The 16,246-nt window shown below is 58.2% G+C and carries 16 protein-coding genes; 13 read left to right on the forward strand and 3 right to left on the reverse strand.

What is annotated here, in order from left to right; translation table 11 throughout:
• The 13 genes from K9N21_20650 to K9N21_20710 all read left to right on the forward strand — a co-directional run.
• Positions 1-285, forward strand: a 285-nt coding sequence (locus tag K9N21_20650; protein MCF8146323.1) for a hypothetical protein, incomplete at its 5' end; no start/stop codon positions are given.
• A 131-nt stretch (positions 286-416) separates the two neighbouring features.
• On the forward strand, positions 417-1,193 hold the full coding sequence (locus tag K9N21_20655) for an IclR family transcriptional regulator (protein ID MCF8146324.1): 777 nt from the start codon (positions 417-419) through the stop codon (positions 1,191-1,193).
• Positions 1,190-2,566: a CoA-binding protein gene (locus tag K9N21_20660; GenBank protein MCF8146325.1), complete on the forward strand. Its 1,377-nt coding sequence runs from the start codon at positions 1,190-1,192 to the stop codon at positions 2,564-2,566. The genes K9N21_20655 and K9N21_20660 overlap by 4 nt, the downstream gene beginning before the upstream one ends.
• A 98-nt stretch (positions 2,567-2,664) precedes the next feature.
• Entirely contained in the window at positions 2,665-3,591 is a 927-nt protein-coding gene (locus tag K9N21_20665; protein ID MCF8146326.1) for an MBL fold metallo-hydrolase, read from the forward strand.
• Between the two features lie 120 nt (positions 3,592-3,711).
• Entirely contained in the window at positions 3,712-5,115 is a 1,404-nt protein-coding gene (locus K9N21_20670) for an acetate--CoA ligase family protein (GenBank protein ID MCF8146327.1), read from the forward strand.
• Positions 5,116-5,625 carry a GNAT family N-acetyltransferase gene (locus K9N21_20675; protein ID MCF8146328.1) on the forward strand — a complete coding sequence of 170 codons (510 nt, stop codon included), beginning with the start codon at positions 5,116-5,118 and terminating at the stop codon, positions 5,623-5,625. It abuts the gene before it with no gap.
• A gap of 305 nt (positions 5,626-5,930) precedes the next feature.
• Positions 5,931-6,608 (forward strand): acetate--CoA ligase family protein, encoded by a 678-nt coding sequence (locus K9N21_20680; protein ID MCF8146329.1) that lies wholly within the window; start codon positions 5,931-5,933, stop codon positions 6,606-6,608.
• 81 nt (positions 6,609-6,689) lie between these two features.
• Positions 6,690-7,544 carry a 3-hydroxybutyryl-CoA dehydrogenase gene (locus K9N21_20685; protein ID MCF8146330.1) on the forward strand — a complete coding sequence of 285 codons (855 nt, stop codon included), beginning with the start codon at positions 6,690-6,692 and terminating at the stop codon, positions 7,542-7,544.
• 110 nt (positions 7,545-7,654) lie between these two features.
• Positions 7,655-7,888, forward strand: coding sequence for an exodeoxyribonuclease VII small subunit (gene xseB / locus K9N21_20690; protein MCF8146331.1), 234 nt, complete (start codon positions 7,655-7,657; stop codon positions 7,886-7,888).
• Positions 7,888-8,796: a polyprenyl synthetase family protein gene (locus K9N21_20695; protein MCF8146332.1), complete on the forward strand. Its 909-nt coding sequence runs from the start codon at positions 7,888-7,890 to the stop codon at positions 8,794-8,796. The genes xseB and K9N21_20695 overlap by 1 nt, the downstream gene beginning before the upstream one ends.
• A complete protein-coding gene (dxs, locus tag K9N21_20700; protein ID MCF8146333.1) occupies positions 8,793-10,682 on the forward strand; it encodes a 1-deoxy-D-xylulose-5-phosphate synthase in 1,890 nt (629 codons plus the stop codon). The genes K9N21_20695 and dxs overlap by 4 nt, the downstream gene beginning before the upstream one ends.
• The gene (locus K9N21_20705; protein ID MCF8146334.1) at positions 10,679-11,434 is read left to right on the forward strand and encodes a TlyA family RNA methyltransferase; all 756 of its coding nucleotides are present in this window, start codon (positions 10,679-10,681) and stop codon (positions 11,432-11,434) included. Before dxs ends, K9N21_20705 begins: the two co-directional genes overlap by 4 nt.
• A 166-nt stretch (positions 11,435-11,600) precedes the next feature.
• A complete protein-coding gene (locus K9N21_20710) occupies positions 11,601-12,374 on the forward strand; it encodes an HD domain-containing protein (protein ID MCF8146335.1) in 774 nt (257 codons plus the stop codon).
• A gap of 41 nt (positions 12,375-12,415) precedes the next feature.
• Here K9N21_20710 and K9N21_20715 read toward each other — a convergent pair whose 3' ends face one another.
• The 3 genes from K9N21_20715 to hisS form a co-directional block, all read right to left on the reverse strand.
• Positions 12,416-12,694: a PxxKW family cysteine-rich protein gene (locus K9N21_20715; protein ID MCF8146336.1), complete on the reverse strand. Its 279-nt coding sequence runs from the start codon at positions 12,692-12,694 to the stop codon at positions 12,416-12,418.
• Between the two features lie 307 nt (positions 12,695-13,001).
• Positions 13,002-14,804, reverse strand: a complete 1,803-nt coding sequence (gene aspS / locus K9N21_20720) for an aspartate--tRNA ligase (GenBank protein ID MCF8146337.1) — start codon at positions 14,802-14,804, stop codon at positions 13,002-13,004.
• Entirely contained in the window at positions 14,791-16,074 is a 1,284-nt protein-coding gene (gene hisS, locus K9N21_20725; protein MCF8146338.1) for a histidine--tRNA ligase, read from the reverse strand. The genes aspS and hisS overlap by 14 nt, the downstream gene beginning before the upstream one ends.
• Positions 16,075-16,246 lie beyond the last annotated feature (172 nt).

Consider the following 16,246-nt stretch of genomic DNA (forward strand, 5'->3'; position numbering starts at 1 on the left):
GGGAAACAGTGTCCATATTTGGAAATGCTCTCCCCCAAGAGAATGACAACACTGTGCGGTTTAGAAACTCCTTCCACAACAGCACAAGAGATCGGGAATATCGTCGGACTTGGAAAGTTCTCTCCGACAGGAGCACAAATGAATGGTAACATCGTCGAGGCTTGGAAGCCTCTCCCACAAGAAGACAAGAGAAGGGTAAAATTGTCCGGGGCTGAAAGCCTCTCCCACAAGAGAATCGCCGGCCGGAGCGTCCTTCCCTGGGTCCTTCATCTCCCCGACCTGTGAACGCGAAGGAATCGAATCAGCCCAATCAGGGCGGGGCAGACGGCATCCGCGGGAATTGGCGCTTGACAAGGGGATGGATAGAAAATTAATATCATCTGTAAACTTTGCGTTACCATATATGGTATTTCAAAATGGAGCAAAAAGGGTCAGCGCATGCCCCGGCCGTAAACCGGGCCCTCGATATCATCGAGCTGTTGGCAATCTGTGAGAGGGAGGTCTCCCTTTCGGAGATCCTGACCCGGCTGACGATCCCCAGGCAGTCGCTCATCCGGATATTGAACACCCTGTGCGACCGGGGCATCGTGGACAAGGCCGGCAAAAGGGGCGGTTACCGGCTGGGCATGAAGCTCCTCTATCTCGGAAACCGGCTTCAGGACAACATCCGGCTCCGGTCGGTGGCCAGGCCGTTCATGGAGGGGCTGGCAGAGGCGACCCACAAGACCGTGGAACTTACCACCCTGGACCGGGATCAGCTCATCCTCATCGAGCAGATCGAAGGCTCCGAGGGGATCCGCCTCTACACGCGCATCGGGAGCGCCTATCCCTATTTTCATGCGGTGGCCGTGGGAAAGGTCTATCTGGCGCACATGGCCGCGGACAAGCGGCACAAGGTCCTCTCGGCCATCGGCCTCCCCCCGGTCACGGAACAGACCATTACCCGGACGGACCGGCTTGAAGAGGAGCTGAAAGGGATCATGGAAAAAGGGTATGCGTTGGAGGATCAGGAATTGCGAAAAGGAGTGAGGCGGGTCGTGGCCCCCATCTATGACCACCGGAAGCACCTGGCCGGCTGCATCGGGGTCGCAGCCACCATCTTCAGCCTCGAAAGAGACGATATCGCGGATCTGGGACAACAGGTCGTGGAAACGGCCCGGCAGATCTCGAACCATATGGGGAATCCGGGATGAACCGATTTTTCTATCCTTCCAGCATCGCCGTCTTCGGCGTGGCCGACCATTCCAGGAATCTGGCCAAGAATATCGTGGGCCAGTCCCTGGAATTCGGTTACAAGGGGGCGATCTATCCGGTGGGGCGCGAGTCGGGGACGGTGCACGGAAAGACCATCATCTCCGATCCCTGGGCCTTGCCCGGGGGGATCGATCTGGCGGTGATCCTGGTCCCTGCCCGGTTTGTGGCGGACACACTCCGTATCTGCGGTGAAAAGGGGATCGTCCGGGCCGTCATTTCCACCGGCGGATTCCGGGAACTGGGGGAAGCGGGGCGTCAGGCGGAAAGGGAGATGATCGATGCGGCCGGACGCTACAAGATCCGATTCATCGGGCCCAACTGCATCGGCGTCATCTGTCCCGGATCAGGTCTTTCCACGCCGTTCAATCCGATGCAGCCCGGGCGCTTCAAAAAGGGTCCGGTGGGCATCATCGTTCAGAGCGGGGGCGTCACCACCCAGTCGGCCTACTGCTTTTCTGAAGAGTATATCGGATTTTCAAAGGTCATCAGTGTGGGCAACAAACTGGACCTGGATGAGATCGATTTTGTAAGATATCTCCTTCAGGATGAAGAGACCGAACAGATCCACATGTACGTCGAGAGCATTCAGGATGGGAGGGAACTACTACGGCTGGCCAGGGAATCGTCGAAACCGTTTGTTGTCTTCAAGTCCAACGTGAGCAGGACCGCATCGGACATCGCCTATTCCCACACCGCGGCCCTTTCCAACAACGACGCCGTCGTGGACGGGGCCTTGAAACAGGGCGGGATCGTGCGGGTGGAGGACCTTCACCAGATGACCCTGGCCGCCAAGGTCCTCCGGCTTCCTCCGCTCAAAGGGGAACGGCTGGCGGTCATCTCCATGTCCGGCGGCTTTGCCGTCATCCTGGGGGATGCGTGCGAGCGATACGGCTTCACCTGTCCGCCGCTTCCGCCCGAACTCATGAAAAAGATCGAGGGATTCCGAAGGGCCGGGGTCATCCGCATGTCCAACCCGATGGATTTCGGCGACGTCCACGACATCCGGGCACTGGCATTCACCCTGGAGCACTGCCTGGCCCTGGAGGATATTGACGGGCTCGTCCTCTCGTTCATGTACGAGCCTGAGATGGTGAAGATGTTCGGCGACGGGATCGGCACCCCCGAACAGATGTTGAATTTCGCCGCAAGACTCTCCCGGGAGCACAACAAACCGATCGCCCTCAGCTTTTTCGCTGAAAGGCGGCATATCGAGGACTTCAAGCGGCTGAACACATTCCCGGTTTTCAATGATCCGGTGGAGAGTGTCCGGGCCCTCCGCCTGCTGAGGGATTACTGGCGGGGAAGGGACTGACAACCATTACTCGGGAGTCACGCCGTGGTCCCGTCTTTTCAATCGACGGGGAAGATCGTCGGCGTCCCTTGTCGGGTTCAACGGCAATCCGTCACCCTATGAACACGATTATTCCCATAAGAAAAGACCTCTTCTTTATTCAGCGGGGATGGCTGAACGGCAACCATTTTGTGTTTGACGGCCACACCAAGGCCTTGATCGACACGGGGTATAAGGGCGATCTGGAAACCACCCTCCGGCTCATCGAACAGACCGGATTTAATATTGCGGACACCCGGATGATCATCGGCACCCACGGTCATTGCGACCATATCGGCGGCAATCGGACGATCCAGCAGGAGACCGGCTGCCGGATCATGATGCACCCTGTTGAGAAGTTTTTCATGGACCACCGGAACGACTGGTTCACATGGTGGCGGTATTATGACCAGGAGGCCGATTTCTACCACGTCACGGACACGCTCGAACACGGGGCCTGTTTCAGACTGGACGACCTTCAACTCCAGGTAATTCATACCCCGGGGCATGCCTCCGGCGGCATCGCCCTGTATGCCCCGGAAGAGGAATTCCTGATCTCCGGGGACGCCCTCTGGGACGGCGACATCGGCGCGCTGACACCTCGGATCGAGGGCAACAACTGCCTCTTCCTGGCCCTTCAAAGCCTGGACAGGCTCTCCCCGCTCAAGGTCCGGAAGGTATTCCCGGGGCACGGGCCGGCGTTCACCGATTTCAGCGCGGCCCTGGCGCGAACCCGTGCCAGGCTGGAGAGATTCATCAAAGATCCCGCTCTCATGGGCCTCGATCAGATCAAAAAAATCCTCGTCTATATTCTGATGATGAAGAAGGGATTTCGCCGGGACGGCTTTTTTGACTACCTCGTGCAGATGTCCTGGTTTCGGGAAACCGTGGACATCTTCTTTGATGGGGATTATAGAAGGACATACGACAGGATAATTACGGATTTTCTGGACAAGGGGATTGTGGTCATCGACCGGGAGACGTATCAAACCACGGTTCACCCGTAATCGGTTTCATTCGCCGGGGCGTCTTTCCGCCGGTCTGATACACCGGCATCGCGCAGGCCGCCGCTCACCCCTCGGCCGCGGGTCATGGGTACAGAGATAGTATGATGATACTGCCAGGACATGGATGAGCATCAGAAACGGATAGCCCGACTGGACGGCATCTTCAAACCGGAATCCATCGCCATCGTGGGGCTGCCCCGGGGCATGAAGACGGGGAAGTTGTTTCTTATGGCCCTCAAGGATCAGGGCTACCCCGGCCCCATCTACCCGGTTCATCCCGAGGCCCGTGAAATCGACGGGCTCACGGCCTACCCCGCCCTTTCCGCCATCCCCGGTCCCGTGGATCTGGCCATTATCCTGGTCCCCCATTCCAGCGCCCTCCCGGTGGTCAGGGAGTGCGCTGCCAAGGGGGTCAAAGGGGCCGTGCTCTTTACGGCCGGGTACAAGGAGACCGGCACCGATGAAGGAAAGGCCCTGGAAGCGGAGCTGACCGCCATTGCCCGGGATTCGGGGATGCGGCTGTTCGGGCCGAACTGCATGGGGATCTATTGCCCCGAATCCCATCTCTCGTTTTTCCCTGAACTCTCCCGGCGCCCCGGGCCCGTGGGATTCATCTCCCACAGCGGTTCCCTGGGAAATATCATCTGCCGCGTCGGCCCCCGGAAGGGGATATGCTTCAGCAAGGTGGTCAGCCTGGGAAATGAATGCGACCTGACCGGAGCGGATCTCCTGGAGTATCTGGCGGACGATCCGGCGACCCGGGTCATCGGCGCCTATCTGGAGGGGATCAAGGACGGATCCCTGTTTTTAAAGGCCCTGAAAGGGGCTTCGAAGAAGAAGCCTGTCATCCTCTGGAAGGTGGGACTGACCCCGGAGGGAGAGAAGGCCGCCGCCTCCCACACCGGGGCCATGGGGGGCGCCCGAAAAATATGGGAGGCCATTGTCCGGCAGGGAGGCGCCATCCCTGTCAAAGGGCTCGATGTCCTCCTGGATACGCTCATGGGGTTTTCACTCCTCCCCTCCTGTTCAGGGGACCGGATCGCCGTTATCTCAGGGCCGGGCGGACTGGCCGTGGCCGCTGCCGAGGCCTGTGGAAACACCGGGCTCAGGATCGCGGAGCTGTCTCCCGGCACCCGTTCCGCCCTGGCCGAATTCGTTCCGCCCACAGGCACGAGTCTGGCCAATCCCGTGGATGTGGGACTCACGGCCTCCCTGGAGATCGACATCTATACCCGGACCCTCAAGATTCTGGCGGCAGACCCGGGGGTGGATGCGATCGTGACGGTGGGGCGGGGAATGACCCCGGAGTTGAACGACCAATACGTTACCTCCGTGATCGAGACCCGGAGACGATCGGGGAAGCCTCTGCTTGCCGTGGATATCCCGGGATTCGATCTGGATTTCTCCCGGCCCCTGTGTCGGGCCGGGGTCCCGTTTTTCGACACGGTCGAGCGGGCCCTGAGTGTTTATGCGCAGGTCCGCCAACATCAGCGGGGGAGGAATCATCGCAACCACAGGGGGTGAATGGGGATCATGATGAAGACTTCAATAGACATTACCGGATATTTCCCGGGGGTGATCGGTCAGATAACGACCCTTCATGCGGTCTATTACAAGAAACACTGGGGTCTAGATCACTCCTTCGAGGCCCAGGTGTCTCGTGAACTCTCCGATTTCATTTCCCATTTTGATGAGAAAAGGGACGGGTTGTGGAATGCCGTGTCAGGGGAAACGCTTGCCGGATGCATCGCCATTGCCGGGGACCGGGACCGGACCGGGGATGCCAGGCTGCGGTGGTATATCGTGGATCCCCGTCGCCAGGGAGAGGGCATCGGGAGGACCCTGATTACAAAAGCCGTTGATTTCAGCAAGACAGCAGGGTACAAACGGATTTATCTCTGGACCTTTAAGGGGCTGAATCAGGCCCAGTCCATTTACGAACGCAACGGGTTCAGGAAGGCCGAGGTCCGGGATGTGGAACAGTGGGGGGGCGTTATAAAGGAACAGATGTTTGAATTGGATTTGGGAATTTAGCACCTTATTTCCGATAACCCTGCAACAAAAAACAAGAAAATCTGTTTGTATCTCAGTACGCCTTATTTTATAGACTCACACGGAGGCACAAAGAACACAGAGAAAAGGGCATGTTCCCGTTTCTTCACAAAAAAAATCCTTTGTGTGTCTCTGTGTGAGTCCTGGGCGGGATTGGTTGCGGGTATCCGCTTTAGGGATTTAGGGATTGGGAAATTGGGGAATTGGAGAATTCAGCAATTGGTATCTGCGAAATCTACGAAATCTGTGGATGGGCAGCCGGTGACGTGATCATAAAGGAGAAGCGAATGGAGATTATAGCAAAGGCGTTGGAACAAGGGCGAACCACACTCTCAGAATACGAATCCAAGCAGGTCCTCTCTGCCTACGGCATTCCGGTAACCCGGGAGGTGCTGGCAAGCGACCTCCAGGGACTCAAGAGTGCGGTCCTCGACATCGGTTTTCCGCTGGTGTTGAAGGGGTGCTCATCCGAGATCGCCCACAAGACGGAAAAAGGGCTCATAAAGGTGGATATCAGAAATGAGGCGGAGGCGGAGGCGGCCTTTGAGGAGATCACGGGCCACATGGGCGCCGGTGCTTCGGTCCTGGTCCAGGAGATGATCAAGGGCCAGAGGGAGCTGGTCATCGGTCTCACCCGCGATCCCCAGTTCGGTCCATGCGTCATGTTCGGGCTGGGCGGCATATTTACCGAGATCCTGAAGGATATCTCTTTCCGTGTGGCCCCCCTGGAAAAGCGGGATGCACTGGAAATGATGCACGATATCAAGGGGCACAAGATCCTGGAGGCGGTGCGCGGCATGGAGGCGGCCGACCTGGATATGTTCTCGAATATTCTGATCCAGGTGGGTCAGATCGGACTCGAAAACAATGCGGTCAAGGAGATCGACATCAATCCGGTCATCATCTCGGGGAGCAAACCCGTGGCCGTGGACGCCCTGGTGATCCTGGAGCAGGACAAACCGTAGACTGCGGCCGATGCATATGGACGGGGGACCGTCAGGGGGACGGGATCCGGCAATGGCAGCAGTGATTGGAAGGGAATCTGAATGGACATCAAAAAGGTATGCGTCCTCGGGATGGGAACCATGGGGAGCCAGATCGGGATTGTCTGCGCCGGGGCAGGTGTTGACACCGCCATGGTGGACACCTCTCCGGATCTGGCAGAGAAAGGTTCCCGGCGTATTCAGGCCTTCCTGAACGGGCAGGAAAAAAAGGGTAAAATGGAGAGGGAAACCCGGGAAAAAATCCTGTCCCGGATCACCACCGGCACAGACATGGCGGAGGCTGCAAGAGATGCAGACCTGGTCATCGAGGCGGTCTATGAAGACATTGAGGTCAAGAAAAGGATCTTCCGAAACCTGGACGAGGCAACCCCTGATTCAGCCATTCTGGCCAGCAACACCTCCACCCTCTGGATTGCTGAAATCGCAGCGGCCACCCATCGCCGGGATCGATGCATCGGGACCCATTTTCTGATTCCCGCCGCCCTGACCCCGCTGGTGGAGGTCGTTCGGGGGCCCGACACCTCAGACCGGACCCATGACACGGTCATCGATTTTCTCCACGCGTGCGGCAAAGAGACCGTTACGGTTTCAGACTCCCCCGGCTTTGTCATCAACCGCCTCTATCTTCCGATGGTCAACGAGGCCTTTTTCGTTCTTGAAACCGGCCTTGCCACCGCAGAGGAGATCGACCGGAGCTGCACCCGGGGGCTGGGCTATCCCATGGGCCCCCTAGCCGCGGCAGACGCCTTCGGCCTGGATATCATGCTGGCCTGCATGGAGACCCTTCACCGGGAACTGGGAGACAAATACCGGCCCTGCCCGCTGCTGGTCAGGCTGGTCAGGGCGGGTCATCTGGGGAGGAAAACCGGAAAAGGCGTGTACCCCTATCCCCCCTGACCGGACCAGAGGCGGGCTTGCATTTTTCCCGTTTTTCAAGTAATAAGAGATCAGATGGGATGGTTAATTTTGAACACGTTTGCATACTTCCGGTTTCAGACGAGGGATCAATGGCCGAAAAAAAATTTGAACAGGCAATGCAGCGGTTGGAGGAGATTGTTCAGGGGCTCGAGGGGGGGGATCTCTCCCTGAGCGATTCCCTGAAGGCCTTTGAAGAGGGGATGGACCTGGCCGGGTTCTGCTCCAGGGAACTTGAGGCGGCGGAAAAAAAGGTGACACTCCTGGTAAAGGAAAGCGGCGGGAAATTGAGTGAAGCGCCCTTTGATCTGAACGGAGAGTTATAATGTCCTCTGAAGCGGGTTTTGATCTCAAGGCATATCTTACGGAAAAGAAGGGCCTGGTGGACGCCGCGCTGCAGGACTATTTTCCTGAATCAGAGGGGCTTACCTTCGACCTCATACAGGCCATGCGATACAGCCTCTTTGCAGGGGGCAAGCGGCTGAGGCCGATCCTCTGCATGGCCGGGGCCGAAGCGGTGGGGGGTTCCGGAAGGGACATCCTCCCTGTGGCCTGCGCCCTGGAATTGATCCATACCTATTCTCTGATCCATGACGACCTCCCTGTGATGGATGACGACGATCTCAGGCGGGGCAAACCGACCAATCACAAGGTATTCGGGGAACCGATGGCACTTCTGGCAGGAGACGGACTGTTGACCGAGGCCTTCAGCTTCATGACGTCGCCGGAGATGTCGGATCGGATCCCGCCCCGTACCCTGATTCAGGCGATCCGGATGATCGCCCGGGCCGCCGGGCACCAGGGGATGGTGGGTGGCCAGGCCGTTGACATTCAATGGGAAGGGAGGCCGGCCGACCTTGCGGTGGTAAACTTCATGCACTCCCACAAGACCGGCGCCTTGATCACCGCATCCGTGGCCTCCGGCGCTATACTGGCAGGCGCTGACGGCCCCCGGTTAGAGGCCGTCATCTCCTATGGGGAAAAAATCGGCCTCGCCTTTCAGATCTCGGACGATATCCTGGACATCGAAGGCGACAGCGAAACCATGGGCAAACAGGCCGGGGCCGATGCACAAAAGGGTAAGATGACCTATCCCGCAGTCCTCGGCCTGGATCAATCCAAGTTTATCCAGGGGGAACTGGTACAGGGGGCCATAGACCAACTCCGGGAATTTGACGGCAGGGCAGACCCCCTTCGCCGGATTGCCCAATATATTATCGAGAGAAGAAAATGACCCTATCTGAGTCGAAAGAGCGGCTGCTGGACACCGTCGACAGTCCTGCGGATCTGAAGCAGCTCTCCATTGAGGAACTCCAGCGGTTGGCAGGAGAAATCCGCCATCAGATCATCGAGACCACCTCCAAGACCGGGGGCCACCTGGCACCCAGTCTGGGGGCCGTCGAGCTGGCCCTTGCCCTCCACTACGTGTTCGACGCCCCGAAAGACAAGATCATCTGGGACGTGGGACATCAGGCCTATGCCCACAAGCTGATTACCGGCCGAAGAGACCGGTTTCACACCTTACGGACCTATGGAGGGATCAGCGGATTCCCCAAGAGATCTGAGAGCCCCTACGACACCTTTGATACCGGACACAGCAGCACCTCCATCTCGGCGGGTCTCGGGATCTCAACGGCCAAGGAACTCAAGGGGGAGAAGAGCAAGGTGATATCGGTGATCGGCGATGGTTCCATGACCGCTGGAATGGCCTTTGAAGGCCTTAACCAGGCCGGGGAAACCGAAAAGGACCTGATCGTCGTCTTAAACGATAATGCCATGTCCATCGCCCCCAATGTCGGCGCCTTCTCCTCCTTCATCAGCCGCAAGATGACCGGCAGGCGGTTCGTCAATCTCAGGAAAGACCTGGAGAATTTCATCAAGTCCCTGCCGGGCGTGGGGGAGAATATCCTGAGTTTTGTCCGCAAGGGCGAGGACTCATTCATTACCTTTTTTACACCGGGCATGATGTTCGAGGCCTTCAAGTTCAAATATATCGGCCCCATACAGGGCCACCGTCTCGACATGCTCATCGAGGCCTTCACCAATGCCGCCAACCTGGAGGGGCCTGTCCTGGTCCATGCCCTGACAGTGAAGGGGAAGGGCTATGCCTTTGCCGAAAAAGACCCGGCCTATTTCCACGGCGTCGGCTCATTTGAGATCCCCACGGGCACGCCCCCCAAAAACAAGCCTGGAACGTCTCCCTCCTATACCTCCGTATTCGGAGCCACCATGGTGGATCTGGCTCAAAAAGATGACAAGCTGTTTGCCGTTACCGCGGCCATGCCCGAGGGCACCGGTTTGTCTGCATTTTCCCAGGCCTTTCCCGAACGGTTTCTGGATGTGGGCATTGCGGAACAGCACGCCGTGACCTTTGCCGCGGGACTTGCCACCGAGGGGTTCAAACCGGTGGTGGCCATCTATTCCACATTTCTCCAGAGGGCCTATGATCAGATTATCCACGATGTCTGCCTCACCAATCTGCCGGTGGTGTTCGCCCTTGACAGGGGGGGGCTCGTGGGAGAAGACGGACCCACCCATCACGGCCATTTTGATATTACGTACCTGCGAAGCCTTCCCAATATGACCTTCATGGCGCCCAAGGACGAAAATGAATTGCGGCATATGCTCTACACGGCCCTGCAGCATCCCGGACCTGTGGCCATCCGATACCCCCGGGGGAAAGGGGTCGGCGCGGCCATAGATCCCGAGTACAAGCTGCTTCCGATCGGCCAAGCAGAGGTCCTCAAGGAGGGGAAGGACTTGCAGATCTTTGCCCTGGGGAGCATGGTCGCCCCCTCCCTGGAGGCGGCGGCGGTTTTGGAAAAAGAAGGGGTTTCTGCGGGCGTGGTCAACTGCCGGTTTGTCAAACCGCTGGACAGCAGTCTGGTGGACATCGCGGCCGCCTCGGGCCGGGTCCTGGCGGTGGAGGAAAACATCCGGCAGGGGGGACTCGGCGGGGCCTTGCTGGAGCTTTTCAATGATGCGGGATTGAGAGACGTGCGCGTCAGGAGGATCGGGCTTCCAGACAAATTCGTGGAGCACGGCCCCCAGGATATCCTGAGGGCGAAATACGGATTGGACAGCGCCGGCATCCTGAGGGAGGCAAAAAGCCTGCTGTGAGTGTCGAGCGCCCTGCAAAGGACCGGTGGAGACTGGACCGCCTTCTGGTGGACAGGGGCCTGGCCGGGAGCAGGGAAAAGGCAAAGGCCATGATCATGGCCGGTCTCGTTTTGGTGGATGGTACGCGGGTTGACAAGCCCGGGCATCCTGTGCCGGATCAGGCAGCCGTCTCTCTCAAGGAGTCCCGCCCGCCGTTTGTCAGCCGGGGCGGCCAGAAACTGGAGGCCGCGCTCGAACACTTTCGAGTAAGCGTCCAGGCGCTCACCCTGCTGGATGTGGGGGCATCCACCGGAGGGTTTACAGACTGTCTCCTCAAGCGCGGTGCCGGCAGGGTCACGGCAATCGATGTGGGCTACGGCCAGCTGGACTGGACGCTCCGGCAGGACCCGAGGGTGGAAGTCCTTGAAAAAACAAACATCCGGTACCTGGAACCGGAACGTCTGAACATCCTTGCCCATGGGGCGGTCATTGACGTCTCGTTTATCTCGCTCAAACAGGTTGTCCCTCCTGTTTCCCGGCTCCTTCGGGAAAACGCCTTTATCATTGCGCTGATCAAGCCCCAATTCGAGGTGGGAAAGGGGAAGGTCGGCAAAGGGGGGGTCGTGCGGGACCCTCTCCTTCACCAGGGGGTCATTGAGGACCTGACCCGGTTTTTTGAACACTCGGGGTGGCGGGTTCACGGGCATATCCCCTCTCCCCTCCTGGGACCCAAGGGGAACCGGGAGTTTCTTGTTTATATGACGAGGGATTAGCGGGAAACTGGATGCTGGATGCTGGATACTTGATACTTGATACTTGATGCTGGATACTGGATACGCTCATGGCTCATGACCGATAGCTGAATCCCGCTTTCCAGCGGGACTCAACAGCTATGCAGCTCAGCTCACTTCAGCCACTTTTTTTTCCGGACGGTGAACAATGTCTGTTGAACGGTTACTGGAGATCATCGAGGAGATCGCCGCGGGGAGATACTCCAACGACATCATGGAACTGACCCGGGAGGATCAGCCCGAGCCGGTGCGGGCCATTGCCGAGGCCATGGGCCTCATGATGGTGAAGGTGGAGGCCAGGGAGTACCGGTTGGAACTGATGGTGAAAGAGCTCGAGGAGTTGAACGAAAAAATCCGGCAGAGCACCATCAATTCGGTTTCCGCCATGGCCAATGCCCTGGCGGCCCGGGATGTCTACACCGAAGGCCATGCGGAAAGGGTCGCCGGCCTGGCCGTTCGGATCGCCCGTGAGTTGGGCATGGGAGAAGAGGACGTGGAATATGTCCGATTGGGGGGGATCCTGCACGATATCGGTAAAATCGGATTTTCAGACCGGCTCTTTAATCCCCATCCCGCCAGGAATCCCCCTGACGTGGTCAAGGAGATCATGAGTCATCCGGCCACCGGGGTCAAGATCCTCCAGGCCCTCGATTTCCTGGGACCGGCCCTCAGTTATGTCCACTCTCACCACGAACGGCCCGACGGCAAAGGCTATCCCTGCGGTCTCGCGGACAAAGAGATCCCGTTAGGCGCCAAGATACTGGCCGTGGCCGATGCCTTTGACGCCATGACCACCGATAGACCCTATCAAAAGGGCAAACCCCCGGATATGGCCCTCAACATTTTGAAAACTCATGCGGGGACAAAATGGGACAGGGACTGCGTGGCCGCCTTTGAGGCGGTCATGAATCCTTCCAGATAAAACCCGGGAGTTCCTTTGTATCTGTCCGTGGCCCGGACAGTTTAGTGGGACGCGCGCTTGGATGCCTTGAGCGGGTTCACCTTTGCGGCGTCTTTTTTGGCAGATGCTTGAATATGGGTCGCCATGTTGCAGGCCCCCATACGCCACTTGGCGGCAGGATCAGGGGATACCGTACAATATTTGCCGGTGGGATATTCTGCGGCTTTCTGGCAGCCTTCGCACGCCTCAATAATGATATGGCAGCTGCCGCCATTGAATCCGCAGCCTTTCTTGGACATGAAGAAACACTCCTGACCTTCTTTTACAGTTGAACAAACCATTTTGACCACATCCTTTCTGTATGCATTAATTAAAATTTTCTTAAGCGGAGTTTTATGCCTGATTGAAACCTGGGTGTCAAGCAAAATAGACATCGGATCTCCCTTTTCAAGGAAAAATCCGAAAGACCGGTAAAAAGTATTGAGCGCGTGGCAGGGTTTCCGCCTTAGACTCGTTGTCTGTAACTTCTCTGCAACGTGCGAAGAAGGGTTGCCCGTGGGCGTCCGGAGTTGGCACTGGTTCCCGCGCTCTGTGTGGGGACCAGGGAGATGAAATACGCCCGCGATGAACCCAAAAAACCCGTACACGTCAAGGCTTAGGGTCTTCAGCGTATAGGCCGAGCCCCAGTTCCTTCAGCTGTTGCGGGTCCACACCGGAGGGGGCATCCGTCATCAGACACGCTGCGCTGGTGGTTTTGGGAAAGGCGATGATCTCCCGGATCGATTGCACCCCGGTCATGAGGGCCACCAGCCGGTCGAATCCCAGGGCCATCCCGCCGTGGGGAGGGGCGCCATACCGAAGGGCCTCCAGCAGGAACCCGAATTTCATCCGGGCCTCTTCAGGAGGGATCCCCAGGGTATGGAAGATCCTTTCCTGAACCGCCATGGTGTGAATCCGGATGCTCCCCCCGCCGATCTCCGAGCCGTTTAAGACCAGATCGTAGGCCCTGGCCCTGACCCGTTCGGGCGTTTCCGCGAGGAGGTCCAGATCCTCTTCCAGGGGGGAGGTAAAGGGGTGATGGACCGCGGCCAGCCTCCCTTCGGACTCATCATACTCAAACAGGGGGAACTGGGTGATCCATACAAAGGAATAGACCTCTTGCGGGATCAGATCCTGTTGCCGGGCCACCTGCAGCCGCAGGGCCCCCAATGCCTGATTCACGATTCCCGGCCGATCCGCCACCATGAGGATCAGGTCTTCCGGCCGGACGTCGAGCCTCTGGTTGAGGGCGTGTTGCGCCCCCTCCTGGAAGAACTTGGCCAGAGAGGACTGCCAGCCTTGCGGGCCGACCTTGATCCAGGAAAGACCCTTTGCCCCGGCGGTCTTCACCACCTTAGTGAGGTCGTCCAGCCCTTTCCGGGAATAGGAAGGCCCCCCCTTTTCCACCCGGATCGCCTTCACCGCGCCCCCCGAGGCGACCACCTCCCTGAAGACCCTGAAATCGGATTGCGCTGCCAAATCGCTGATATCCCGCAGCTCCATGCCGAAGCGCAGGTCCGGCCGGTCCGTACCGAACCGGTCCATGGCCTCCTGGTAGGTCAGACGCTGAATGGGCAGGGGGATCTCCCGGTCCAGGATCCTATGGAACAGCTCGGCCATCATCCCTTCAAAAATGTCCATGACCCGGTCTTCGTCAACAAAGGCCATCTCCAGGTCCACCTGGGTAAATTCAGGCTGGCGGTCGGCCCTGAGGTCTTCGTCCCGAAAGCAGCGGACGATCTGGTAGTAGCGGTCGAACCCGGCCACCATGAGAAGCTGTTTGAAGAGCTGGGGCGATTGGGGGAGGGCATAAAACATCCCCTTGCTGACCCGGCTCGGGACCAGATAATCCCTGGCCCCCTCGGGTGTGCTCCTGGTGAGAATCGGCGTTTCCACCTCGATAAACCCTTTTTGGTCCAGGAATTGCCGGATGCAGGAGGCGATCTGGTGGCGTTTGCGGAAATTACGGAAGAGCTGCGGCCTTCTCAGTTCCAGATAGCGATACTTCAATCTCAGGGTCTCGGAGGCATCCACGGCCCCGTCCACCTGGAAGGGGGGCGTTTCGGTGAGGTTGAGGATCTTCATCCCGGTCACCATCACCTCGATGTCGCCGGTCGGCATCTGGCTGTTTTCCTGGCCCCGAAGCCGGGGCGTCACCTCTCCCTGGATGGCCACGACCCATTCATTTCTCAACACATGGGCCTTTTCATGGGTTTGATGATTCACCTGGGGATCAAAGACCGCCTGGGTGATCCCCTCCCTGTCCCGAAGGTCAATAAAAATCAGATTTCCCAGGTCCCGCCTGCTGTTGACCCATCCCATGAGGGTCACTTCCCGGCCCGCGTCCGCTTTCCTCAAGGCCCCGCAATCGTGTGTGCGCAACCAGTTCCCTAACGAATCAATTTCCGGCATCCCGTTCTCTCTCATCCTTTAGAATTTCTTTTAAGACGTTTACGGCATCTTTTAATTCCACATCCCTTTGTTCTTTGGTGAGCATGTTTCTCAGTGCGCCCCTGCCGATCTCAAGTTCTTTTTCGCCCACCATCAGGACCTGTCCGGCCCCGAGCCGGTCCGCCTTTTTCATCTGGGATTTAAGCCCTGTCGACCCATAATCGATTTCCACCCAGAGGCCGTTTCTCCGGAGGTCCACGGCCCATTTGAAGGCGAGCCTGGCAGCGGCCCCCCCCAACGCGGCGATAAAGAGATCGGGACGCCTCTCTTGAAGCGGATGGTCGTCTCCGATCAGGGCGACCACCCGTTCCATGCCCAGTGCAAATCCGATGGCAGGATGATCCGGCCCGCCCAGGAGTTTCACCAGACCGTCGTACCGGCCCCCGCCGGCAACGGCGTTCTGTGCGCCGAGGCGTTCTGTCTGGATTTCAAAGGTGGTCCGGTTGTAGTAATCAAGCCCCCTGACAAGCCGGTCATTCAAAACAAACGGGATCTCCAGGTCGCGGAGGGCATCCTGGAGAGATCCGAAATGTTCCCGGCACGCCTCGCAGAGAAATCCGGCGATGGAGGGGGCGTCAGAGACCATCTCTTTACACGCGTCCACCTTGCAGTCAAAGACCCGGAGGGGGTTGACGTCGGCCCGTCGCTGACAGTCCTCACAGAGCCGGGGCCTCTTGTCCATCAGAAAATCCTTGAGCTCTTCCCGGAACCTGGGCCGGCACTCGGCACACCCGAGGGAGTTGAGGTTGAGGGTCACATCATCGAGCCCAATGGACCGAAACAGGAAAACGGCCATGGCGATCATGTCCGCATCACTCCTGGGGCCCGGGTCCCCGAACAATTCGGCGTTTATCTGATGAAACTGCCTGAAGCGTCCCTTCTGGGGCCGCTCATGCCGGAACATCGGCCCGATGCTGTATAATTTTTGCACCGGGTAGGTCTGATAGGACCTGTTCTGGATATAGGCCCTCACCACTGAGGCGGTGGCCTCCGGCCGCAGGGTGAGGCTTCGCCCCTTGATGTCAAGGAAAGTGTACATCTCCTTGGATACGATATCGGTTTCCTGGCCGATGCCGCGGCTGAAGAGTTCTGTCTTCTCCAGTATGGGGGTCCTGATCTCCTGAAAGCCAAAGGTCTCAAAAACGCGTCTCGCCTCGCCCTCAATCCACTCCCAGACCCGTGTCTCGTCAGGAAGGATGTCTCTGAATCCCTTGATGGCGACAATTTCCAATGAATTTATAACCTCTCTTTCGTTGTGAATAGTTTTTAGGCGTAAGGCGCCAGGCCCAAGAACACGGGGTGAGCGGGTAAGCTGTTGAGCTGGTAAGTCCCGCTGGAAAGCGGGATTGCGCTACTCAGCCATCCGCCATCCGCCCATCCAGTTTCAAGTATCCAGTATCCAG

Source organism: Deltaproteobacteria bacterium (genome assembly GCA_021737785.1).
Classification (GTDB): domain Bacteria; phylum Desulfobacterota; class DSM-4660; order Desulfatiglandales; family Desulfatiglandaceae; genus AUK324.

Coding starts and splice junctions, on each gene's coding strand:
- K9N21_20655 (MCF8146324.1), top strand. CDS start 417: ATGGAGCAAAAAGGGTCAGCGCATGCCCCGGCCGTAAACCGGGCCCTC.
- K9N21_20660 (MCF8146325.1), top strand. CDS start 1,190: ATGAACCGATTTTTCTATCCTTCCAGCATCGCCGTCTTCGGCGTGGCC.
- K9N21_20665 (MCF8146326.1), top strand. CDS start 2,665: ATGAACACGATTATTCCCATAAGAAAAGACCTCTTCTTTATTCAGCGG.
- K9N21_20670 (MCF8146327.1), top strand. CDS start 3,712: ATGGATGAGCATCAGAAACGGATAGCCCGACTGGACGGCATCTTCAAA.
- K9N21_20675 (MCF8146328.1), top strand. CDS start 5,116: ATGGGGATCATGATGAAGACTTCAATAGACATTACCGGATATTTCCCG.
- K9N21_20680 (MCF8146329.1), top strand. CDS start 5,931: ATGGAGATTATAGCAAAGGCGTTGGAACAAGGGCGAACCACACTCTCA.
- K9N21_20685 (MCF8146330.1), top strand. CDS start 6,690: ATGGACATCAAAAAGGTATGCGTCCTCGGGATGGGAACCATGGGGAGC.
- xseB (MCF8146331.1), top strand. CDS start 7,655: ATGGCCGAAAAAAAATTTGAACAGGCAATGCAGCGGTTGGAGGAGATT.
- K9N21_20695 (MCF8146332.1), top strand. CDS start 7,888: ATGTCCTCTGAAGCGGGTTTTGATCTCAAGGCATATCTTACGGAAAAG.
- dxs (MCF8146333.1), top strand. CDS start 8,793: ATGACCCTATCTGAGTCGAAAGAGCGGCTGCTGGACACCGTCGACAGT.
- K9N21_20710 (MCF8146335.1), top strand. CDS start 11,601: ATGTCTGTTGAACGGTTACTGGAGATCATCGAGGAGATCGCCGCGGGG.
- K9N21_20715 (MCF8146336.1), bottom strand. CDS start 12,694: ATGGTTTGTTCAACTGTAAAAGAAGGTCAGGAGTGTTTCTTCATGTCC.
- aspS (MCF8146337.1), bottom strand. CDS start 14,804: ATGCCGGAAATTGATTCGTTAGGGAACTGGTTGCGCACACACGATTGC.